The organism is Aquificaceae bacterium (genome assembly GCA_037481935.1).
Lineage (GTDB): Bacteria > Aquificota > Aquificia > Aquificales > Aquificaceae > Pampinifervens.
This window is the reverse complement of sequence record JBBFKQ010000002.1, coordinates 226676-246043: the sequence shown is the minus strand read 5'-3', so window position 1 is coordinate 246043 and position 19368 is coordinate 226676. Positions and strand designations below refer to the sequence as shown.

Sequence of the window (19368 nt, the reverse complement as noted above, 5' to 3'; positions counted from 1 at the left end):
CATCTTAATCCTCCCTATGGGTTTTCCATGGGGAGCTTTTTTTTACCATAATTTCTTATAACTTGCAACTCGGGTTAATATAATTCCCCCAAGAGCTCCAATACTATAATTAAAAGCATATGAAGACACACACTAAGTATGTCTACAGGTTGCAGCCGGAGGACTTCTACCAGTTCCTTTTAGAATACGGGAAGGGCGTGGAGGTCCTTGCAGAGGGTGAATCCTTTGTGGAGTTTGCACTTTATGAACCCTATGAGGGTCTTGAGCCTGTAGAGGTTTTTGAGGTGGAAATAATACCGCCGGAGAGAGCCTTCAGGGCAAAAAGGATAGGGAACATAATGGTTCTTCCCTCTTGGCTAAAGCCTGTGGTGGTGAGGCAGGGGGCTGCCTTTGGCACTGGGCTTCATGCCACAACGCGCCTGTGTCTCCAGATGCTTCAGGAATACCTTCAACATGGCTGGTCTGTGCTGGACGTGGGAACTGGCACCGGTATACTGGCAATAGCCTCTAAGAGGCTCGGCGCTGGCAGGGTTCTTGCCATAGACACAGACCCGGTGGCTGTGGAAGAGTGCAGACACAACGCAGAGGAAAATTGCGTTGAAGTTAACTGCGTGCAGGCTGGACCGGCGGATGTAAAGGAGAAGTTTGATATGCTTGTGGCAAACCTTGAGCTGGAAATATTTAAGAGAGAGATTCCACATATTAATAACCTATACACAAAGGTGGGCATATTCTCCGGTCTCTTTGGAAAAGAGGAACTTGAGGCCTTTCTTGAGTTTCTGGGGCTAAAGCCTGCTAAAATAAAGAAGCTGGAAAACTGGTATTGCGTGGTGGTAAGGCCATGAGATACAGATACAGGCTGGAGGACAGAAGGGAGAGAAGGACTGGCCTTATAAGGCTAATAAGAAGGATTGCCCTTTTTGCCCTTCTTCTCATAATGTTTTACACTCTCTTTCTCTACACAGGGGGAAGACCGCAGATTTCTGAGGAAAGCCTCAAATCCCTTTCACTTATACCACTCCAGAAAACCTTCAGGCTTGAGGCAGACAGACCAGTAAGAGAGTTAAGGCTCTACGCAGAACAGGATGGTCATAGAAAAGAAATATACGCGGCAAAGCTCTCTGAGCCTTCAAGGGAGGTTAGCTTCACACTTGACGCAAAAAGGGCAGGGCTCAAAGATGGAAGTGCAAAGATTTTTCTGGAGGTTTCCTCAGGCTTCCTTCAGGGAAGGAGCTACAGGCTTGATGCCCTTGTGGATACGGTGCCACCAAGGTTCAGAGTGCTTTCTTACACATCCTCACCCCTTCTTGGAGGCACTGGTGCCATAAAGATAAAGGCAGAAGAAGAGGGCAGCGCCCATGTGAGCTTGGGAAACTTCCAGTATAGCCTTTATCCAGTGGGAGATGGCTATTACGTCGGGCTTTTCCCCCTCAGGATTGACCTTCCAGAGACAGGTAATCTCTCTGTAGTTTTTAAGGACAGGGCTGGGAATGCTGCCTTTCAGAATCTCAGCCTAAGAATAAGAGGAGCAATGTTTCGTGAGGACAGGATTAATCTTGACGATGGTTTTATAAACAGGGCAATTTATCCCCTTCTCGGGGAGGAGGGTAAGGGTCTTGAACCTCTTGAGGCCTTCAGAAAGGTGAACGAGGTGTGGAGGTCAAGGGATGTGGGAAAGCTTGCAGAGCTCGGAAAGAAGAGCGAACCGAGGGTTCTCTGGGAAGGTGCCTTCCTTCAGCTTCCTAACAGCAAGGTGTTCGCCACTTATGGAGATATAAGGCATTACTACTATCAGGGGCAGAAGGTGAGCGAGAGCAGACACATGGGTTTTGACTTTGCTTCTGTGGAGAGGGCACCTGTGCCGGCAAGCAATTCAGGTATTGTGGTTTTTACAGGCAATCTTGGCATATACGGAAACACGGTGGTCATAGACCACGGTATGGGGCTTATGAGCCTTTATGGACATCTTTCTGAAGTTCATGTGAGGGAAGGACAATATGTGAAGAAGGGAGAAGTGATAGGAAGGACAGGGGCTACGGGCCTTGCTCTGGGAGACCACCTTCACTTTGGAGTGCTTTTGCAGGGCTATGAAGTGAACCCCATTGAGTGGCTTGACAGCAGGTGGATACGCAATAGCATTATGTCAGTTTTGGACGCAAAATGAGAAAAAAGTTAAAGCACCGCCTTTCTGTCCTTCTGGCACCCCTTGTAGCCTTCCTCCTCAGGCTAATCCACAAGACCATACGCTGGGAAAGGAGGATAGACTACGAACTGTATAAAGGGAAGATAATAGCCCTTCTGCACGGCAATGCCCTGGGTGTGGCTATGCTAGGGATAGACAGGGGCATATACGCTCTGGTGAGCAGGTTCAGGGATGGAGATATTGCGGAAAGGTTTCTCCTCAGTCTTGGTTACAGGGTGGTGAGGGGCTCAAGCGAGGAAGGAAAGCCTCAAAAGGGTGGTAGTGTTGGTTTGTTGAGGCTGATAAAACTCCTCAGAGATGGTAACACGGTGGCTATAACCGTTGACGGACCAAAGGGTCCATACGGCAAGGCGAAGAGTGGTGTAATTCTCCTTGCCCGGAAGACTGGCGTGCCCATAATCCCTGTATATGTGGAGCTCAGCTGGCGTATAAGGCTAAACACATGGGACAGGCTCACCATACCACTTCCCTTCTCAAGGGCAAGGGTAAAAATTGGCAATCCCATATGGGTGCTTCCTGAGGACAGCACAGAGTCTAAGAGGGAGGAGCTGGAAGAGGTCCTTTCTTTTCTCTCTTTGGGAAAAGCCTCTGAGAAAGCCATGGAGCTAAAAGAAAGCTGAAACTGCCCACAAGGGCAGTAAAGAGAACAAGCAGAAAGGCGAGAGACTGAACGGGCTGATAGAAGCTGGCAAATATCACAGAAAACTCCCCCCTCTGAAGGAAGGAAAGAGCAGCCCTGACTGCCACCCTCTTACTGAGCCCATAGGAGATTGCTCCCCAGTATGTGGAAATTAGCTTGAAAAGTAGCGAGAAAGGGAGTAAAAGGGCAAGAAGCCACAGGTCAAAGTCAAGGCTTAGCTTTGCATGGAAGGTGAACATAAAGAAGAAAACTCCCACAGACAGGTCCTTCAGGTCAGAAAGGGATTTTTCTATTACATGAAAAACCCTGCTCTTTTCTGGAACAAGAACCCCCAGCATGAAGGCTATGAGAGCATCAGAAAGTCCAAACTTCAGGCTAAAGCCCGCAGACAGGAGCAGAAAACCAAGAACCATGAAGGGTATCAGATTCTCATCCACCTTTCTGTCCACAAGGTCAAAAAGCCTTTCAGAAGGACTTCTTATAAGATAGAAAAGGAAGAATAACATTAGCACCGCGAGGATTCCTCTTGAAAGGCTTATCACATCCGGGTCCCCACTCAGAGTAAAGCCAGTAAGCATGGAGAGCAGAACTATGCTCACCAGGTCCTCAAATATGAGAACACCAATAAGGAGCTCAGCTTCAGGGTTTACAAGCCTCTTGTAGTCCATGAGAAGTTTTGCAGTTATGGCGGTGCTGCTGGGATAGAGCACTGCACCCATAACCAGTGAGAAAAGAAAATCTTTGCTGAAAAGGTAGGAAAGGAAAAAGACGGGCAGAAAGTTGATAAGAAGGTCAAAAAGCCCTGGCCTGAGCACCCTTTTCATACCTGCCAGTCTCTCAAAGGAGTATTCAAGCCCTATGAAAAATAACAAGAGTATGACCGCAGAGTATTCAAATATAAGGAGCACCCCCTCCGCCCTGTGTGGTAGAAAAAACTTGCCCAGAAGCCCAGCAAGCATGAAAGATGCTATGTAGGGAACCCTTAACTTTGAGAGGAGAAAGGCGGAAAAAAACAGTAGCAGGAAAACTCCCCCTGCCAGCATAAAATCCTGTGGATTGTGCATCTTACGTGCTACACCTTCCGCAGAGTTCTAAAAGGTGGTTTATCTGAGGGCGGGTGCCCACCACGATGAGGATATCCCCAAGCTCTATCCTTTCCTTATAAGGGTCTGGGCTGGGTATGATTCTTCCCTTTCTGTCTATGGCTATGACTGATACACCCGTCGTTCTCCTTATCTGAAGCTCAGCTATGGTCTTGTTTACAAAGTTTGACCCGGTCTCTATCCTTACCCACTCCATCACCACCTCTTTTAGAATAAGCTCCATCTTGTCCGCCTTGATGGGTTGGTATAGGGCTCCTGCAAGCAGGAAACCCAGCTCCTTTGCCTCCTCTTCCGTAAGGTCAAAAACGCAGGCAGTTTCCTCCTCCTCCATCAGGTATATTTCCCTCTTGCCTGTGTTGTATATGACCAGCACGAGCTCCCTACCCTCTCTGAGGCTCATGGAATACTTCTTGCCTATGCCTGGAAGGTCTGTCTCCCTTATCTCCATAGAGTTATTTTACTGCTTCTTTATTGACTTGAGTATGTCTCTCCTCTCTGCCAGGACTATGGACTTTATGTTTTCATCCTTCTGGTAAAGCTCTGAAACTTCCCTCTGTATGAACTCTATGAGCTTCTGCACCTGTGTTTCAAGCTCTTCCATCTGCTCCTTCATGCGGAGGATTATGTCAATACCTGCGAGGTTTACTCCAAGGTCCCTGCTGAGTGTGAGAATGAACTCAAGCCTTTCTATGTCTTCTTCCGTGTAATACCTTGTCCTGCCCTTGCTCCTTGTGGGCTTTATGAGGCCTTCCCTTTCGTAAAGCCTGAGTGTCTGTGGATGTATGTTGAACATGCTGGCAACAACTCCTATGGTGTAGAGTCTGGTTTTTTCCTTCTTCATGCCTGCCTCTCCCTTATGCGTTCTGGCTCAGGTAGAAGTCTGTCAAGTTCTTCAAGGAGTTGTTTTATCTTCTTCCCATCGCCAAAAAGCTTGTCCATAAAACCCAGCTTTGGAACATCTATGTGAACCCTCACAAAGAGGTCTCCTCTACCCTCTGACATTAGCCTTGGCATTCCATAGCCTTCGACCCTGATGGTGTCTCCTTCCCTCACGCCTGCGGGAACTTTCACCCTGACTGTGTTACCCTCAAGGGTTGGCACATCAAGCTCTGCCCCAAGGACCGCCTCTGTGAGCTTTATGTTCACATCCACATAAAGGTTGTTACCCCTCCTCTCAAATACAGGATGGGGCTTTATCCTGACGGTTATGATGAGGTCCCCGGGTGGTCCTCCAAACATGCCTGCATTGCCCTTCCCTTCCGCAAGTATCTTGCTGCCAGTATCTACGCCCGGAGGAATCTTTACCTTCACTTCCTCTCTCTGGGGGAGGGTGCCCCTACCCCTGCACTTGGGGCAGGTCTCTCTTATTACACCCTCACCTCTGCAGGTGGGGCATGTCTGGGCTATGGTCATGAAAAACTGCCTCTGAACTACCTCACCCCTTCCACCACATGTGGGGCATACCTTCTCACCCTTGCTCCTGTCGTATCCGCTTCCTCCACAGGCATCACAGGCAACTTCCCTAACAAGTGGTATGCTCACCACAGTGCCTCTGTAAGCCTCTTCAAGGCTGAGGTCAACTGTATGGTATATGTCTTCACCCTTCGCAGGTCTTCTCTGCTCACGCCTTCTGCCCCTTGTGGCCCTTTCAAAGATGTCTTCAAAGCCAAAGCCCCTGAAGAGCTCCTCAAAGAGGTCGCCCACATTCTGGAAGACCACATCCTGGTATTGCTCAGCACCCTGTGCGGTAAAGGCAGAGTGTCCATACTGGTCGTAGAGCTTTCTCTTTTCCGGGTCTGATAGCACCTGATAGGCTTCGTTTATTTCCTTGAACTTTTCCTGAGCGTCGGGGTCTTTGTTAAAGTCTGGGTGATACTTTCTGGCAAGCCTGCGGTAGGCTTTCTTAATCTCCTCCTGCGTTGCGTTCCTTGGAACGCCCAGCACCTCGTAATAATCCCTCTTTGCTGACTGAGCCATGTTAAAAGATTTTAGTCAACTTTTGTCAAATTTCAAGGGGTAGCGGATATACAGAAAAAACCGCCCTTCTCATAAAGTCCATTCCTTATTTCCCTGCTTCTTACTGGCTTTGTGTCCTGTGGTTCTTCAAAAAGAGTGGTCAAAACTCCTGAGATTTTAAAGCCACTTCTTGAAAGCATATTTCTTATCTCCTCAAAGGAGTAGAACCTTGCCACAGAGTAAAGTGGATGCCCTTGCTCAGCCTTCTGCCTGTAAAAATCTGCCCATGGACTTTCAGAAAGCACAAGACCAAGAAGGAGTATGCCACTGTCTTTTAGCACTCGCCTCGCCTCCAGAAGAGCCTCAAGGGGCTTTTCAAAAAAGCACAGGGAAACCACTATAAGGACAGCGTGGAAAGTTCTGTCCCTGAAAGGCAGTTTCTCCGCACCCGCTCTGACCACCCTTACACCCCTCTCTTTTGCCTTCTTCAGAAGATTCAGAGAGGTATCAACACCATACTGAACTCCAAGAGCCTGTGCAAACCTACCACTGCCCACACCCACCTCAAGAGAGGGGCCATCTGAAAGAAAGAGCTTTTTAAGGCACTCCACCTCAAGGCTAAAGACAGAGCTTCCAAAAGGAAGGTCGTACCAGCTGTCATACCTTTCTGAATAAAGGTCAAATAGGTGCATATGATAAACTATAAATCATGCTGTGGAAAAAGTCTGTGGCTGAGCTTGTTTCCCTCATAAAGAGAAAAGAGATAAAGCCAGAAGAGCTCCTTCAGAGCTTCTACGAAAGGTTTTTGAAGACAGAGGAGAAAGTAAAAGCCTACATCACGCCTCTCTACGACCAGGCTCTGGAGGAGGCAAAGAGACTTGAAACAAGAGAAGATATGCCCCTTGCGGGCATCCCCATAGCCATAAAGGACAACATAAACATAAAAGGCTATCCCACCACCTGTGCCTCAAAGATACTTCAGGGCTATGTCTCCCCCTACGACGCAACAGTCATTGAGAGGCTAAGAAGAGCCGGAGCTCTCGTAGTAGGCAAGACCAACATGGACGAGTTTGCCATGGGTTCTTCTACCGAATACTCTGCCTATTTCCCCACAAAAAACCCCTGGGACCTTCAGAGGGTGCCTGGTGGTTCCTCCGGTGGTTCTGCGGTGGCGGTTGCGGTGGGCTCAGCTCCCCTTTCCCTTGGCTCGGACACAGGGGGTTCCATACGCCAGCCTGCCAGCTTCTGCGGGGTCATAGGTCTCAAGCCCACCTACGGCAGGGTTTCCAGATACGGGCTTGTTGCCTTTGCCTCTTCTCTTGACCAGATAGGACCCTTTGGAAGAAGAACCGAGGACATTGCCCTCATACTGCAGGTTATAGCAGGGTACGACCCCAGAGACTCCACCAGTGCAAAAAAACCAGTGCCCGACTATATGCAGGAGCTTGGAAAAGAGGTAAAGGGTCTGAGGGTTGGGGTGGTAAGGGAGTTTTTGCAGGATGGTCTGGAAGAAGGCGTCAGAAGTGCCTTTGAGAACTTCATAAAGGAGATGGAGAAAGAAGGCATGCATGTAGAAGAAGTCTCCCTGCCCCATGTGAGGTATGCCATTCCCTGCTACTACATAATCGCACCCTCGGAGGCTTCTTCCAACCTTGCACGCTACGACGGAGTAAGGTTCGGATATAGGGCAAGAGAGTATAAAGACCTTTTTGAGATGTATGCTAAAACCCGAGACGAGGGCTTTGGACCGGAGGTAAAGAGGAGGATACTCCTTGGCACCTTTGCCCTTTCTGCAGGCTATTACGATGCCTACTACCTCAAAGCCATGAAGGTTCGCAGGCTCATAGCTCAGGACTTTGAAAGAGCTTTTGAGAAGGTGGACATAATCGCCACCCCCACGAGCCCCACTGTTGCCTTCAGGTTTGGAGAGAAAACTTCAGACCCCATAGCCATGTATCTTTCTGACATCTTCACCGTGAGCGTAAACCTTGCAGGGCTTCCGGGTATATCGGTGCCTATAGGTTTGTCAGAGGGTCTGCCGGTGGGAGGACAGCTCATAGGGAAGGCTTTTGACGAGGCAACACTTCTGAGAGTCTCTTACTGGTGGGAAAGCCTTTACAGGCACTACGAGCTGGAGCCCGAACTGTGAAACTTCTCCTGAAGGGTATCAGACAGGTGCTTCAGGATTTTAAAAGAGACATTGAGAGAGCTTGGACTTCCTGTGAGTCTTTTTCTCCTTGGCTCTTATGCAAAGGGGCTTTCTGATGCCTACTCAGACCTTGACCTTGTAGTGCTTCCTCCCTTTAAAAAGGCCGAGGTTGAGGACAGGGTGCTGGAGGTGGCTTTCTCTTAATCAAGAGAGTAAGGACTTCCCTTTTCTGTGCTGTTATCTTCGAGGAAGAGCTTATGCAGGAAGAGAGAAGTCTGACCTTTGAAAGATTGACTGCGGAGGCGGTAGAGATTGAGTGAGAAGGAAACACTTCCAGTTCATGAAAGGCTCAGACTCGGTGACATGGAAAAGGCGTGGAGGTTCTATATTCAGAAAAACCTGCTGTAAAATACTTCTTTATGCTTAAACGCACCAGATACTGCGGGCACGTATCAGAGGAAGACCTAGGAAAGGAGATTATCCTCAACGGATGGGTTCACCGCATAAGAAACCATGGAGGCGTAATATTCATAGACCTTAGAGACAGAGAGGGCATAGTACAGTGCGTGGTGGAAGAAAAGACAAACCCGCAGGTGTACGAGCTTGCGGACAGTCTGAGGTCTGAGTATGTGGTGGCCATAAGGGGCATGGTAAGAAGGAGACCGCCGGGCACAGAAAACCCGAGGCTAAGGACGGGAAACTACGAGGTGGTGATTGAAGAACTGGAAATTCTCAACACCTCAGAAACCCTTCCTTTCCCCGTTGATGAGGAGACGCACCTGTCGGAAGAAACAAAGCTGAGATACAGGTATCTGGACCTCAGGCGTGAGAGCATGAAGGAAAACCTCCTTTTCAGGCACAGGGCATATCAGACGGTAAGAAAAGTCTTTGTGGAAGAGGGCTTTGTAGAGGTGGAAACGCCCTTCCTGACCAAGTCCACACCCGAAGGTGCAAGGGACTTTCTTGTGCCTTCAAGACTTCATCCGGGTAAGTTCTACGCTCTGCCCCAGTCTCCACAGCTTTTCAAACAGGTTCTGATGGTCGCCGGTTTTGACAGGTATTTTCAAATCGTAAAATGCCTGAGGGACGAAGACCTCAGGGCTGACCGCCAGCCTGAGTTTACTCAGATAGACTTTGAAATGTCCTTTGTGGAGGAAGGGGATGTTATGGCTTTCAGCGAAAGGCTCATAACGGAGCTTTTCAGGGAGCTTCTTGGGGTTGAGCTAAAAATGCCCTTTGACAGGATACCATACCAGGAAGTAATGGAACGCTATGGCTCGGACAAGCCAGACAGAAGGTTTGGTCTGGAGCTTGTAGACCTGACAGATATTTTCAAAAATACAGATTTTAAGGTCTTCCGTCAGGCTATAGAGGCAGGGGGTGTTGTAAAAGCGATAAACTTTAAAGGCTCTGACCTATCCAGAAAGGAGATTGATGAGCTTACCCAGTTTGTGCAGAGCCTTGGTGCAAAGGGGCTTGCATGGATAAAGGTTGAAGATGGAAGACTCAACTCTCCCATAGTAAAGTTTTTCTCAGAGGAAGAAACAGGCAAACTGCTTGAGAGAGTAGAGGCACGGCCCGGGGATGTGGTATTCTTCTCTGCAGACAAGAAGGATATGGTCTACAGAATACTGGGAAACCTCAGGCTACATCTGGGAAAGAAATACAACCTCATAGACCAGAGCAAGTTTGATATATTCTGGGTGGTGGACTTCCCCCTGATGGAATGGGACGAGGAGGAGAAGAGGTTTTTATCTCTGCATCACCCCTTTACCTCACCAAGGGAAGAAGACATACCCCTTCTTGAGAAGGCTCTGCAGGTGGAGGACCTTGAGGAGAAAAAGGGGCTTGTCCACTCGGTAAAGGCAAGGGCTTACGACCTTGTTATAAACGGCTATGAGGTGGGCGGAGGCTCCGTCAGGATACACAGAAGAGAGCTTCAGGAGCTGGTCTTCAGACTGCTTGAAATACCTGAAGTGGAGGCAAGAGAAAAGTTTGGCTTTCTTCTGGAGGCGCTTCGCTTTGGTGCTCCGCCCCACGGAGGGCTTGCCTTTGGGCTTGACAGGCTCATTGCCATAATGAGAGGACTGGACTCTATAAGGGATGTTATCGCCTTTCCCAAGACTCAGAAGGGCATATGCCCACTTACAGGCGCTCCAGACTATGTGGAGCCGAGGCAACTTAAGGAACTGCACATAAGGGTGATAGAGTAATGCATTTACGCATAGGCACACGAAAGAGCAAGCTTGCCCTCTGGCAGGCAAACTTTATAAGGCAAAAACTCCAGGAGAAAGGTCATACTGTTGAGCTGGTTCTTATAACCACCACCGGAGACAAAATTCTGGACGCACCTCTTGCAAAGGTTGGTGGAAAGGGACTTTTTGTCAAGGAAATAGAGGAGGCTCTCTTGAGAGGTGAGATAGACCTTGCGGTTCATTCCCTCAAAGATGTGCCCATGACGCTGCCAGAAGGTCTTACGCTTGGAGCCATAACTGAAAGAGAAAACCCCTTTGATGTGCTTATATCAAGGGAAGGGAAAACCCTTTTTGAGCTACCGGAGGGTGCAGTCCTTGGCACCTCATCCCTCCGGAGGCAGGTGCAGATAAAGAGAAAAAGACCCGACCTGAAAATAGAAATCTTGCGGGGTAATGTGGACACAAGGCTCAGAAAGCTAGAAGAAGGCATGTATGATGCCATAGTGCTTGCCTATGCAGGTGTAAAAAGGATGGGTCTGGAAGACAGAATAACCCAGATACTGGAGGACTTCATACCTGCGGTGGGTCAGGGAAGCCTTGCCATTGAGGTAAGGGAAAGCGACGTCGATGTTCTCAAAGCCATAGCCTTCCTTGACCACAAAGAGAGCAGGCTCAGGGCTGAGTGTGAGAGGGCTTTTCTGAGGGAGCTTCAGGGGGGCTGTCAGGTGCCCATAGGTGCATACGCATGGGTTGAAGGCGAAAAGCTCAGGCTAAGAGCCTTCATATCTGACCTTGAGGGAAGGCGTTTTCTGGAGGGTATGGAAGAAGGAAAACCTGAGGAGACTGAGCAGATAGGTATAAAACTTGCCAGAAAGCTCTTAGAAGAGGGGGGTGGAGATATACTCAGGGAAATCTACCTTCAGAGCTGACCTTCCAGTTCTTTTCTGTAAACTTTCCAGCGTGCGGGGCTCAGGCTTGAGGAACAGCCAAGAGATGAGAGGTCGTAAACCTTTACAGCCTGAGGACTTTCTGGGGTGCTTACAAAGAAAAAGGTCGTTCCCGCCGGTATATGTCTGCTTTCCTCTTTCCAGCCCTTTACCATGTTGACAAGCTCAAGCAGTTTCTTCTTAGCACCTTCCACATCAAGCTCTTCCCTTTTGCCGTTATCCTCGTAGACCCAGACACCATCTGTTATTCTTTCAACTATCTCTAAAATTCTCTCTTCAGAGGCTATGCCGTAAAATCTCACCTCAAGACCTCCTCAAAGTTTATCTGCACCTCACAGCTTCCAAAGCTAAACTTTCTGTCTTCCTTTTCTCTATACCTACCTTCCACAAGCTCAAAAACCTTTATAGTTCTTTCATCTGGATAAACCAGCACAAAGTATCTGACGCCTTCCCTTTCATAAAGCTCAAACTTGAGCCCTTCATCCATCTGCCTGCTGGAGGGTGAAACTATCTCTAAAACGAGTTCTGGTGGACTCTCAACTTTCTCTGGTATTTCTCCACACAACACCATCAAGTCTGGTCTTATTACTGTGTCATAAGATACATACCAGTCAAGCTCTGCGTAAACAAGGCAACTGGGGCATGAATCCTTGAGAACCTCTTCTATAAGAAGTGCAATAACAATGAGGATTCTTTGATTAATAGGCCTTGGCGAAGCCATGGCGTAGGGTGTGCCTTCCACCAGTTCCCAGTCTCCCTGCCAACTTTTCCAGTCTTCTACTGTATAGCGAACGGGATACTTCTCAGCCAGACCCACCGAAGACCTCCTTAAAATTTATCTCAACCTCACACCTGCCAAGGCTAAATCTCTTGTCCATCTTTTCTCTGTATTTACCCCCAGAAAGCTCAAAAACTTTAACCTCCTTCTCATCGGGATAAACCAACACAAAATACTTTACACCTTCCCTTTCGCAGAGCTCAAACTTGAGCCCTTCATCCATCTGCCTGCTAGAGGGTGAAACTATCTCCACAACCATTTCTGGAGGTCTTTCTACCCTTTCAGGAATCTCTCCGCACAGCACCATGAGGTCAGGCCTTATAACCGTCTCATAGGACACATACCAGTCAAGCTCTGCGTAAACTATGCATTCTGGGCACTCTCTGAGAGCTCTTCTAAGCAGTTCCCCAATCGCAAGTAAAAGATACTGGTTTATCGGTCTTGGCGATGCCATTGCATAGGGTATGCCTTCTACCAGTTCCCAGTCTCCCTGCCAACTTTTCCAGTCTTCTACTGTATAGCGAACGGGATACTTCTCAGCCAGACCCATCAGAGCTCCCCTCTGTTTATGAGCTGGGCTATATCCTTTGCAAAGTAGGTAATTATCATGTCTGCACCTGCACGCTTTATGGACAGGAGTGTCTCTATCATGACCCTCTTCTCATCTATACAGCCCAGCCTTCCACCCGCCTTTATCATGGCGTACTCACCGCTCACGTTGTAGGCACACACGGGCAAAAGGGTGTGCTCTTTGACCTTTGCTATGATGTCAAGGTATGCCAGTGCGGGCTTTACCATTACAATGTCTGCACCCTCCTGCACATCCAGCAGAACCTCCTTGAGGGCTTCTCTGGCGTTGCCCGGGTCCATCTGGTAGCTTCTGCGGTCTCCAAAGGCAGGTGCAGACTCCGCAACCTCCCTGAAAGGTCCATAAAAGGCAGAGGCAAACTTGGCGGAGTATGCCATTATGGGAACACTCTCAAAGCCCGCAGAGTCCAGAGCCTCCCTTATAGCCTTTACCATACCATCCATCATCCCCGATGGTGCAAGCATGTCCGCACCGCTTTGAGCATGCGAAACCGCCTGCTTTTTGAGGTTTTCCAGTGTCAGGTCGTTGTGCACATCTCCTTCGTGTAGCACCCCACAGTGTCCGTGGGTGGTGTATTCACAAAAGCACACATCGGTAATCACATACATGTCCGGCACTTCCTTCTTTATGAGCCTGAGAGCCCTCTGGATTATTCCCTCATCGCTCCATGTATCTGAGCCCACCTCGTCCTTGTGCTCAGGAATGCCAAAGAGGATTATGGCGGGAATTCCAAGGTCTCTGACCTCCTTTACCGCATCCACCACCCTGTCAAGGGAATACCTGTATACGCCGGGCATACTCTGCACTTCTTCCACTATACCCTGACCGTATCGGACAAAAATGGGATATATCAGGTCATCCAGCGTCAGCCTTGTTTCCCTTATGAGCCTTCTTATGTTCTCGTTCTTTCTCAGCCTTCGTGGTCTTAGCTTTGGAAACTCCATGGGATATAATATATACCATAGCGGGCGTAGCTCAGTGGTGGAGCGTCTGCTTCCCAAGCAGAAGGTCGCGGGTTCGATTCCCGTCGCCCGCTTTTGAAAGTGTTATATTTTTATGCATGAGGGTGGGTATAGTTCTTGGCACAGAGCCCATAAGCCCCTTAGAGTTCTGGATTGGTGTGGAAGAGGGTCAGGTGGTTCAGCTGGACGATGTGCTGTATGTAGAAAGCCTTGTGGGGAGTCAGAGGGTCAAGTATTACGGCATCGTGAACGAAGTTCACAAGTTCCTTGAGGGTGCAGAGTTTGTGTATGACGCCCACCTTGTGAGCAAGGGAGTAATTCCGGTAAACGTAGCCTATGTGGCAAAGGTAAACATGACCAGGATAGAACCTGAGGTCTTTGCACCTCCTTCTCCAGGGGACGCGGTCTACAGGGCAAGAGGAAAAGAATTTGAAAAGGCTCTCTACTACGACCAGATGAAGGAAAAAATACCCGCGGGAGTGGACAGAAACGGAAACGTGGTCTATGTAAACTACAACTTCATAAACGGTGTGGAAGGTGCCCATGTGAGCATATCGGGCATGTCCGGCATAGCCACAAAGACCTCCTACGCCCTTTTTCTTCTCTATTCCATCCTTGAAAAGGCAGGGGACAGGGACAGGGTTCACGGGATAATCTTCAACGTTAAGGGAAAGGACCTTCTCTGGCTTGACAAGAAAAACAAAACCCTTGACGAAGAGAGCAGGAGAGTCTACGAGGCTATGGGGCTCAGGGCTGAGCCCTTTAGAAATGTGAAATTCTATGTGCAACCTTCTAACCATGACCCTCACACCCCAGATTGTGAAAGGCTCGACAGAAATGTTTCCCCTTTCTACTGGAGCATCAGGGAGTTTGCAGAAGAAGGTCTTATAAGGTTCATGTTTACAGAGGGCGAGGAAGGGGTTTCCAACATACACTATGTAATCGATAGAGTAGCCAATAAGCTCTACGCCCTAGCTCAGAACAGCCCTCCCGGAAGGCTTCTGGATGAATTTTCAAGGGATATTGAAAGTCTGTCTGACCTTGAAAACCGCCTTGAAGAAGCCATAAGGGACAAGGAGCAGAACAAAAGCTCCGAGCTATACAGAAGCTGGTTTGGGGATGCCCAGACCCAGACAGCCTACGCCTTTTTCAGAAGGTTCAGCAGGGCGTGCATGCATGTGGGAAGGCTCATCAGGGAGTCCTCAAGTCCTCCCAGATGGGAAGAGAACAGGCTATCAGTTGTGGATATAAGCGGTCTTCATAGTATAGGTAAGATGTTTGTGGTGGGTTCAATACTGAAAAAGGTTTTCAGAGAGAAAGAAAATATAGGAAAACCCTACCCTAAAGTTTTTGTGGTTCTTGACGAACTTAACAAGTATGCACCCAAGGAGGGCTGGAGTCCAATCAAGGACGTGGTGCTGGACATTGCAGAGAGAGGGAGGAGCCTTGGTGTGATACTCATAGGTGCCCAGCAGACAGCAAGCGAGGTGGAAAAAAGGGTGGTGGCAAACTCTGCTCTGAAAGTGCTGGGAAGGATGGACTCCAGTGAGGTGCTTGGCAAGGAATACGAGTATCTCACAGGAAACTTCAGGCAGAGGGCAATAATGCTCAAAAAGGGCACCATGATACTCTACCAGCCTGATATACCCAATCCAATGATAGTTAGGTTTCCAAAGCCCGCATGGGCGACCAGGTATTCTGAGGTGGAGGAGGAGGTTCATGTTCCTGAGGATTTTGGTAATTTTTAGCCTGTTTGTGAGCCTTGGTTTTTCTCAGACAGCTCTGGTCAGGGTGGGAAAGTATCCAGAAAAGGAACGTATAGTCCTCCAGCTGGACAGAAAGGCAGACTATAAGGTTTACACCCTTGAAAACCCCAGAAGGGTAGTGGTGGACATTATGGAAAATGTAAATCTTAATCTTCCTGCCAGCATGCAGGCGCGCACTGGCAAACATCCATGGGGCACCAGAATAGTCTTTGAGAGAAACTTTGAAGACATCAGAGCCTTCTCACTTCAGGAACCCTTCAGGATTGTGATAGATATATACGCAGGCAATACCAAAGAGAAGGGGCTGGCAAAGACGGAGCAAAAGGATGAACTTATAGAGATAATAGACCCTGCCTTTATAAGAATTCTGCGCAATGCGGATGTAACTCCAACAAGAGAGAGGTTGGTTAACGAGGTGAAAAGGGGTCAGGTTATAACCCAGAGAAGGGTTGTGGTGGTTGACCCCGGACACGGAGGGCATGACCCTGGAGCTATAGGATACATGAACATAAAGGAAAAGGATGTGGTGCTTGCCATAGCCAGAAGACTTGCAAATTATCTTGAAAAGGATGGAAGGTTCAGGGTGATAATGACGCGCAGAGATGACACCTTTGTGCCACTTCAGGAAAGGGCAAACATAGCCCTGAGAAACAGGGCAGACCTCTTTGTAAGCATACACGCAGATGCCCATCCCCAGAGATCGCCAGAAGCAAGAGGAACGACCATTTTTGCCATATCCTCAGAAGCTGCACAGAAAAGGCGTCAGCAGATAGTCAACAATCATAGCTACGCAAGCCTCGTCTTCGGAAGGGACGACATACCCACATCTGCCAGAACTGTGCTTGCAGACCTTGCTATGGACGTGACGCTGAACGAGAGCGTTGTCTTTGGACAGAGACTTGTTAAAGTTGTAAGAAGGGAGCTTGGCAGAGATGTGCACTTCAGAGGCATCCAGAGGGCTGGCTTTGCTGTGCTCAAGACTCCCGGCATACCATCAGTGCTTGTAGAGGTGGGCTTCATGACAAACCCGCAGGAGGCCCTTATGATGTCAGACCAGGACTTTCAGGAAAGCTTTGCAAAAGCCCTGTACCTTGCAATTTCAGAATACTTCTTCCCTGAGGCTCAGAAAGTCACTTCAGCCCGAGAAGCTTATGCACCTGTGGAACAACCCTGACCTGATAACCCATCCCCATCAGGCTTAGCTGTATATCAAGAGCCTTCTGGAGAAAGGCTTCTTTGTTTCCTTCTGGTTGAAGCACCACCACTCCCTTCTGTAGAAACTCTCTGAACTGAAGAATGACCCCAGAATTGAGCTCCTGGTCCACCACAAACTTGAGCTCTCTTGCATATTCCCTTATCTTTGGATGCACGTCCCAACCTGCTACCGCCTTGGGTGAGCACGTTATGTGTATTTCTGTGGCAACCTCCTCAAGGCCATCCTGCCATAGCGTGCCGTTTGTTTCTATTTGCACAGATTTCCCCCTCTTTAAAAGTTCTTTTATAAGCAGAGGAAGAGCTTCTTCAGTAAAGGGTTCTCCACCTGTTATGACCACATGCCTGTGAGAGTATGTTTCAACAGTGTGCAGAAGTTCTTCAAGACTCACATAACTCTCCTTCTTAAAAGCCAGGGCAGAGGGCTGGTCACACCAGGGGCACCTCAGATTGCATCCCTGAATCCTTATAAAAAGGCTGGGTGTTCCAAGGAGAAGCCCTTCTCCCTGTATGCTGGGGTATATCTCGTTTATGCTTACTGAGGCTTTTCTAACTTCACTTCGTAGCATTCTATTATGTCACCAACTTTTACATCGTTGTAATCTTTAAGCTTTATTCCACACTCAAAACCCTTTGCCACTTCCTGAACATCTTCTTTATACCTCTTAAGCCCCTCTATCTTGCCATCGAAGACAACAACGCCGTTCCTTATGAGCCTTGCCCTTGCGTTTCTGAGAATCTTGCCATCAAGCACATAACAACCAGCAACTGTCCCTGCACCCTTTATCTTGAAGGTAGCTCTCACCTCCGCAGAGCCATGAATCACTTCCCTCTCCACCGGCTTCAGCATGCCCTTAAGGGCCTTCTTCACATCCTCTATGGCCTCGTATATGATGCCATACAGCCTTATGTCCACTTTTTCCGCCTCTGCCGTCTCTTTAGCTTTCAGGTCGGGTCTTGTGTTGAAGCCGATTATGATAGCACCGCTTGCCTTGGCAAGCATCACATCGTTCTCCGTTATGCCGCCCACGTCTCCATGTATTATTCTTACAGAGACATCTGGTGTGGAAAGCTCTGAGAAGGATTTTTTAAGAGCTTCCAGAGAACCAACGGTATCAGCTTTGACTATGAGCTTTAGCTCTTTGAGCTCCCCTTCCTGAATCTTTTTGAACACCTCCTCAAGCACAAAACCCTTTGAAACCTTTTCCATCTGCTCCTTCTTGAGCTTTCTCTGTTCCGCTATCTGCCTGGCAGTTTTTTCGTCCTCAACCACTTTCAGCTGGTCGCCTGCCATGGGCAGTTCTTCAAAGCCAAGCACCTCAACTGCTACTGATGGGCCTGCTTCTTTGAGTTTTCTCCCTCTGTCGTCAAACATGGCTCTAACACGTCCATAGGTAGTTCCCGCCACAAATATATCACCAAGCTTAAGCGTTCCCTCCTGCACCAGCACAGTGGCCACCACACCCCTCTGTTTATCAAGCTTGGATTCTATTATGGTGCCCTTTGCCGGTTTGTTGGGATTTGCTTTCAGCTCAAGGATATCCGCCATCAGAAGTATGTATTCAAGAAGCGCGTCCACATTCTGACCAGTTTTTGCAGACACATCCACAAAGACTGTATCACCGCCCCATTCTTCAGGTATGAGACCAAGCTCGGACAGCTCCCTCCGTACTCTCTGTGGGTCTGCACCGGGCTTGTCTATCTTGTTAACTGCCACGATTATTGGAACGTTGAAAGCTTTTGCGTGGTTTATGGCCTCTACCGTCTGTGGCATGACGCCGTCGTCTGCGGCAACCACAAGGACCGCAATGTCTGTAACCTGTGCACCCCTTGCTCTGAGAGAGGTAAAGGCTTCATGACCCGGTGTGTCCAGAAAGGTTATCCTCCTGCCATCAGGCATCTCTACCACGGAAGCACCTATGTGCTGGGTTATGCCACCCTTCTCCTTTTCTGCCACTCTGGTCTTTCTTATGGTGTCAAGAAGGGTTGTTTTCCCATGGTCCACATGGCCCATAACAACCACCACAGGAGGTCTTGGCTCTCCACCTTCCTCTGGAACTTCCACCTCCTCTTCCTTTACCTCCTCTGACTTTATCTCCGCAAGAAAGCCAAGAGCCTCAGCCACCTGGAGGGCAACATCTGAGGGAACTGTCTGGTTTATGGTGGCGAGAATTCCCCTTTTGAGGAGCTCTGCCATTATCTGATTGGGTGGGGTTCTGAGAAGGTCAGCAAGTTCCCTTACTGTAACCACTTCAGGAATCTGAACTATTTTGATTTCCTCTTCTTTTTCTTCCTTCTTTTCCTTTTTTATTTGCTGCTGGAGTTTTTTCAATATCTGCTCCTCTCCCTTGCTGAGCCTTTCCTTAGGCTGGGGTTGTGGCTTCTGGGCTTTTTCTTCCACCTTCTGTTCACGGGGTGGGGGCATGGGTGGTGGTGCCGGAACCCTTGGGGGGAAAGGTCTCCTTTCCTCAGCCCTGCGTGGTTTTTCTCTTTCCTCCACTCTTTCTCTCTTTGCGAGGGGTGCTTCCCTGGCTGGCTGCCTTGCCTTCTGTTCATAAGGCCTGTAATCTCTCTGCTTCTGGTCCCTGTATTTTTTCTCTTCTTTTTCTTTTTGTGGTGCCTGCTTTTCTTCCCTTGGTGGTTCAGAAACCCTTATGGCTTCCTCCCTGACTTCGGTTGTGATGCCTCCATTTTCCACTACCTTTTCCTTAGAAACTGAAAAATGGTCATAAACTATCTGCAATTCCTCATCATCAAGGTAGGCAAAATTCCCCTTATCTATTCCCCAACCCTTTAGAACTTCTCTTACCTCTTTGACCGGAACACCAAGCTCCTTTGCCACATCCTGAACCCTCAATTTTCCCATAG

General features: G+C 48.7%; 20 protein-coding genes and 1 tRNA gene. 10 read left to right on the top strand and 11 right to left on the bottom strand.

What is annotated here, in order from left to right:
* The first annotated feature begins 119 nt into the window (after nucleotides 1-119).
* Genes WHS43_03115 through WHS43_03105 form a run of 3 tightly spaced genes read left to right on the top strand, consistent with a single transcriptional unit; the run spans nucleotide 120 to nucleotide 2823 of the window.
* Complete coding sequence (locus WHS43_03115) at nucleotides 120-845, top strand: 50S ribosomal protein L11 methyltransferase (protein ID MEJ5338628.1); 726 nt, start codon at nucleotides 120-122, stop codon at nucleotides 843-845.
* The gene (locus WHS43_03110) at nucleotides 842-2164 is read left to right on the top strand and encodes a M23 family metallopeptidase (protein ID MEJ5338627.1); all 1323 of its coding nucleotides are present in this window, start codon (nucleotides 842-844) and stop codon (nucleotides 2162-2164) included. The genes WHS43_03115 and WHS43_03110 overlap by 4 nt, the downstream gene beginning before the upstream one ends.
* A complete protein-coding gene (locus tag WHS43_03105; protein ID MEJ5338626.1) occupies nucleotides 2161-2823 on the top strand; it encodes a lysophospholipid acyltransferase family protein in 663 nt (220 codons plus the stop codon). Before WHS43_03110 ends, WHS43_03105 begins: the two co-directional genes overlap by 4 nt.
* On the opposite strand, the gene WHS43_03100 is transcribed toward WHS43_03105, so the two are convergent.
* Genes WHS43_03100 through WHS43_03080 form a run of 5 tightly spaced genes read right to left on the bottom strand, consistent with a single transcriptional unit; the run spans nucleotide 2738 to nucleotide 6594 of the window.
* A complete protein-coding gene (locus tag WHS43_03100; GenBank protein MEJ5338625.1) occupies nucleotides 2738-3907 on the bottom strand; it encodes a cation:proton antiporter in 1170 nt (389 codons plus the stop codon). The two genes, WHS43_03105 and WHS43_03100, sit on opposite strands and share 86 nt — an antisense overlap.
* Before the next feature lies 1 nt (nucleotide 3908).
* Nucleotides 3909-4394 (bottom strand): cation:proton antiporter regulatory subunit, encoded by a 486-nt coding sequence (locus tag WHS43_03095; GenBank protein MEJ5338624.1) that lies wholly within the window; start codon nucleotides 4392-4394, stop codon nucleotides 3909-3911.
* 9 nt (nucleotides 4395-4403) lie between these two features.
* Nucleotides 4404-4787 carry a helix-turn-helix transcriptional regulator gene (locus WHS43_03090; GenBank protein MEJ5338623.1) on the bottom strand — a complete coding sequence of 128 codons (384 nt, stop codon included), beginning with the start codon at nucleotides 4785-4787 and terminating at the stop codon, nucleotides 4404-4406.
* Nucleotides 4784-5923 (bottom strand): molecular chaperone DnaJ, encoded by a 1140-nt coding sequence (dnaJ, locus tag WHS43_03085; GenBank protein ID MEJ5338622.1) that lies wholly within the window; start codon nucleotides 5921-5923, stop codon nucleotides 4784-4786. Before dnaJ ends, WHS43_03090 begins: the two co-directional genes overlap by 4 nt.
* A gap of 32 nt (nucleotides 5924-5955) precedes the next feature.
* On the bottom strand, nucleotides 5956-6594 hold the full coding sequence (locus WHS43_03080; GenBank protein MEJ5338621.1) for a class I SAM-dependent methyltransferase: 639 nt from the start codon (nucleotides 6592-6594) through the stop codon (nucleotides 5956-5958).
* Nucleotides 6595-6611: 17 nt separating this feature from the next.
* On the opposite strand from WHS43_03080, the gene gatA reads away from it, so the two are divergent.
* The 4 genes from gatA to hemC all read left to right on the top strand — a co-directional run bounded on the left by gatA (nucleotide 6612) and on the right by hemC (nucleotide 11175).
* Nucleotides 6612-8051, top strand: a complete 1440-nt coding sequence (gatA, locus tag WHS43_03075; GenBank protein ID MEJ5338620.1) for an Asp-tRNA(Asn)/Glu-tRNA(Gln) amidotransferase subunit GatA — start codon at nucleotides 6612-6614, stop codon at nucleotides 8049-8051.
* 36 nt (nucleotides 8052-8087) lie between these two features.
* Complete coding sequence (locus WHS43_03070; GenBank protein ID MEJ5338619.1) at nucleotides 8088-8255, top strand: nucleotidyltransferase domain-containing protein; 168 nt, start codon at nucleotides 8088-8090, stop codon at nucleotides 8253-8255.
* Nucleotides 8256-8470: 215 nt separating this feature from the next.
* The gene (aspS, locus tag WHS43_03065) at nucleotides 8471-10264 is read left to right on the top strand and encodes an aspartate--tRNA ligase (protein MEJ5338618.1); all 1794 of its coding nucleotides are present in this window, start codon (nucleotides 8471-8473) and stop codon (nucleotides 10262-10264) included.
* Nucleotides 10264-11175, top strand: a complete 912-nt coding sequence (hemC, locus tag WHS43_03060) for a hydroxymethylbilane synthase (protein MEJ5338617.1) — start codon at nucleotides 10264-10266, stop codon at nucleotides 11173-11175. The genes aspS and hemC overlap by 1 nt, the downstream gene beginning before the upstream one ends.
* Here the strand turns inward: hemC and WHS43_03055 are convergent.
* From WHS43_03055 to hemB, 4 genes are read right to left on the bottom strand one after another with little or no spacing between them, the layout of a single operon-like run.
* On the bottom strand, nucleotides 11166-11495 hold the full coding sequence (locus tag WHS43_03055; GenBank protein MEJ5338616.1) for a hypothetical protein: 330 nt from the start codon (nucleotides 11493-11495) through the stop codon (nucleotides 11166-11168). The two genes, hemC and WHS43_03055, sit on opposite strands and share 10 nt — an antisense overlap.
* Nucleotides 11492-12010 carry a Uma2 family endonuclease gene (locus tag WHS43_03050; GenBank protein MEJ5338615.1) on the bottom strand — a complete coding sequence of 173 codons (519 nt, stop codon included), beginning with the start codon at nucleotides 12008-12010 and terminating at the stop codon, nucleotides 11492-11494. The genes WHS43_03055 and WHS43_03050 overlap by 4 nt, the downstream gene beginning before the upstream one ends.
* The gene (locus WHS43_03045) at nucleotides 11997-12521 is read right to left on the bottom strand and encodes a Uma2 family endonuclease (protein MEJ5338614.1); all 525 of its coding nucleotides are present in this window, start codon (nucleotides 12519-12521) and stop codon (nucleotides 11997-11999) included. Before WHS43_03045 ends, WHS43_03050 begins: the two co-directional genes overlap by 14 nt.
* Nucleotides 12521-13504 (bottom strand): porphobilinogen synthase, encoded by a 984-nt coding sequence (gene hemB, locus WHS43_03040; GenBank protein MEJ5338613.1) that lies wholly within the window; start codon nucleotides 13502-13504, stop codon nucleotides 12521-12523. Before hemB ends, WHS43_03045 begins: the two co-directional genes overlap by 1 nt.
* 20 nt (nucleotides 13505-13524) lie before the next feature.
* Between hemB and WHS43_03035 the strand changes: the two genes are divergently transcribed.
* From WHS43_03035 to WHS43_03025, 3 genes are all read left to right on the top strand, one after another.
* Nucleotides 13525-13596 (top strand) — tRNA-Gly (locus WHS43_03035).
* Nucleotides 13597-13620: 24 nt separating this feature from the next.
* Entirely contained in the window at nucleotides 13621-15270 is a 1650-nt protein-coding gene (locus tag WHS43_03030) for an ATP-binding protein (protein ID MEJ5338612.1), read from the top strand.
* Entirely contained in the window at nucleotides 15242-16462 is a 1221-nt protein-coding gene (locus WHS43_03025; GenBank protein MEJ5338611.1) for an N-acetylmuramoyl-L-alanine amidase, read from the top strand. The genes WHS43_03030 and WHS43_03025 overlap by 29 nt, the downstream gene beginning before the upstream one ends.
* Here the strand turns inward: WHS43_03025 and WHS43_03020 are convergent.
* Together WHS43_03020 and infB are read right to left on the bottom strand one after the other, a co-directional pair.
* On the bottom strand, nucleotides 16419-17069 hold the full coding sequence (locus WHS43_03020; GenBank protein ID MEJ5338610.1) for a 7-carboxy-7-deazaguanine synthase QueE: 651 nt from the start codon (nucleotides 17067-17069) through the stop codon (nucleotides 16419-16421). The two genes, WHS43_03025 and WHS43_03020, sit on opposite strands and share 44 nt — an antisense overlap.
* Nucleotides 17036-19366 (bottom strand): translation initiation factor IF-2, encoded by a 2331-nt coding sequence (infB, locus tag WHS43_03015; GenBank protein MEJ5338609.1) that lies wholly within the window; start codon nucleotides 19364-19366, stop codon nucleotides 17036-17038. Before infB ends, WHS43_03020 begins: the two co-directional genes overlap by 34 nt.
* Between the last annotated feature and the right edge of the window lie 2 nt (nucleotides 19367-19368).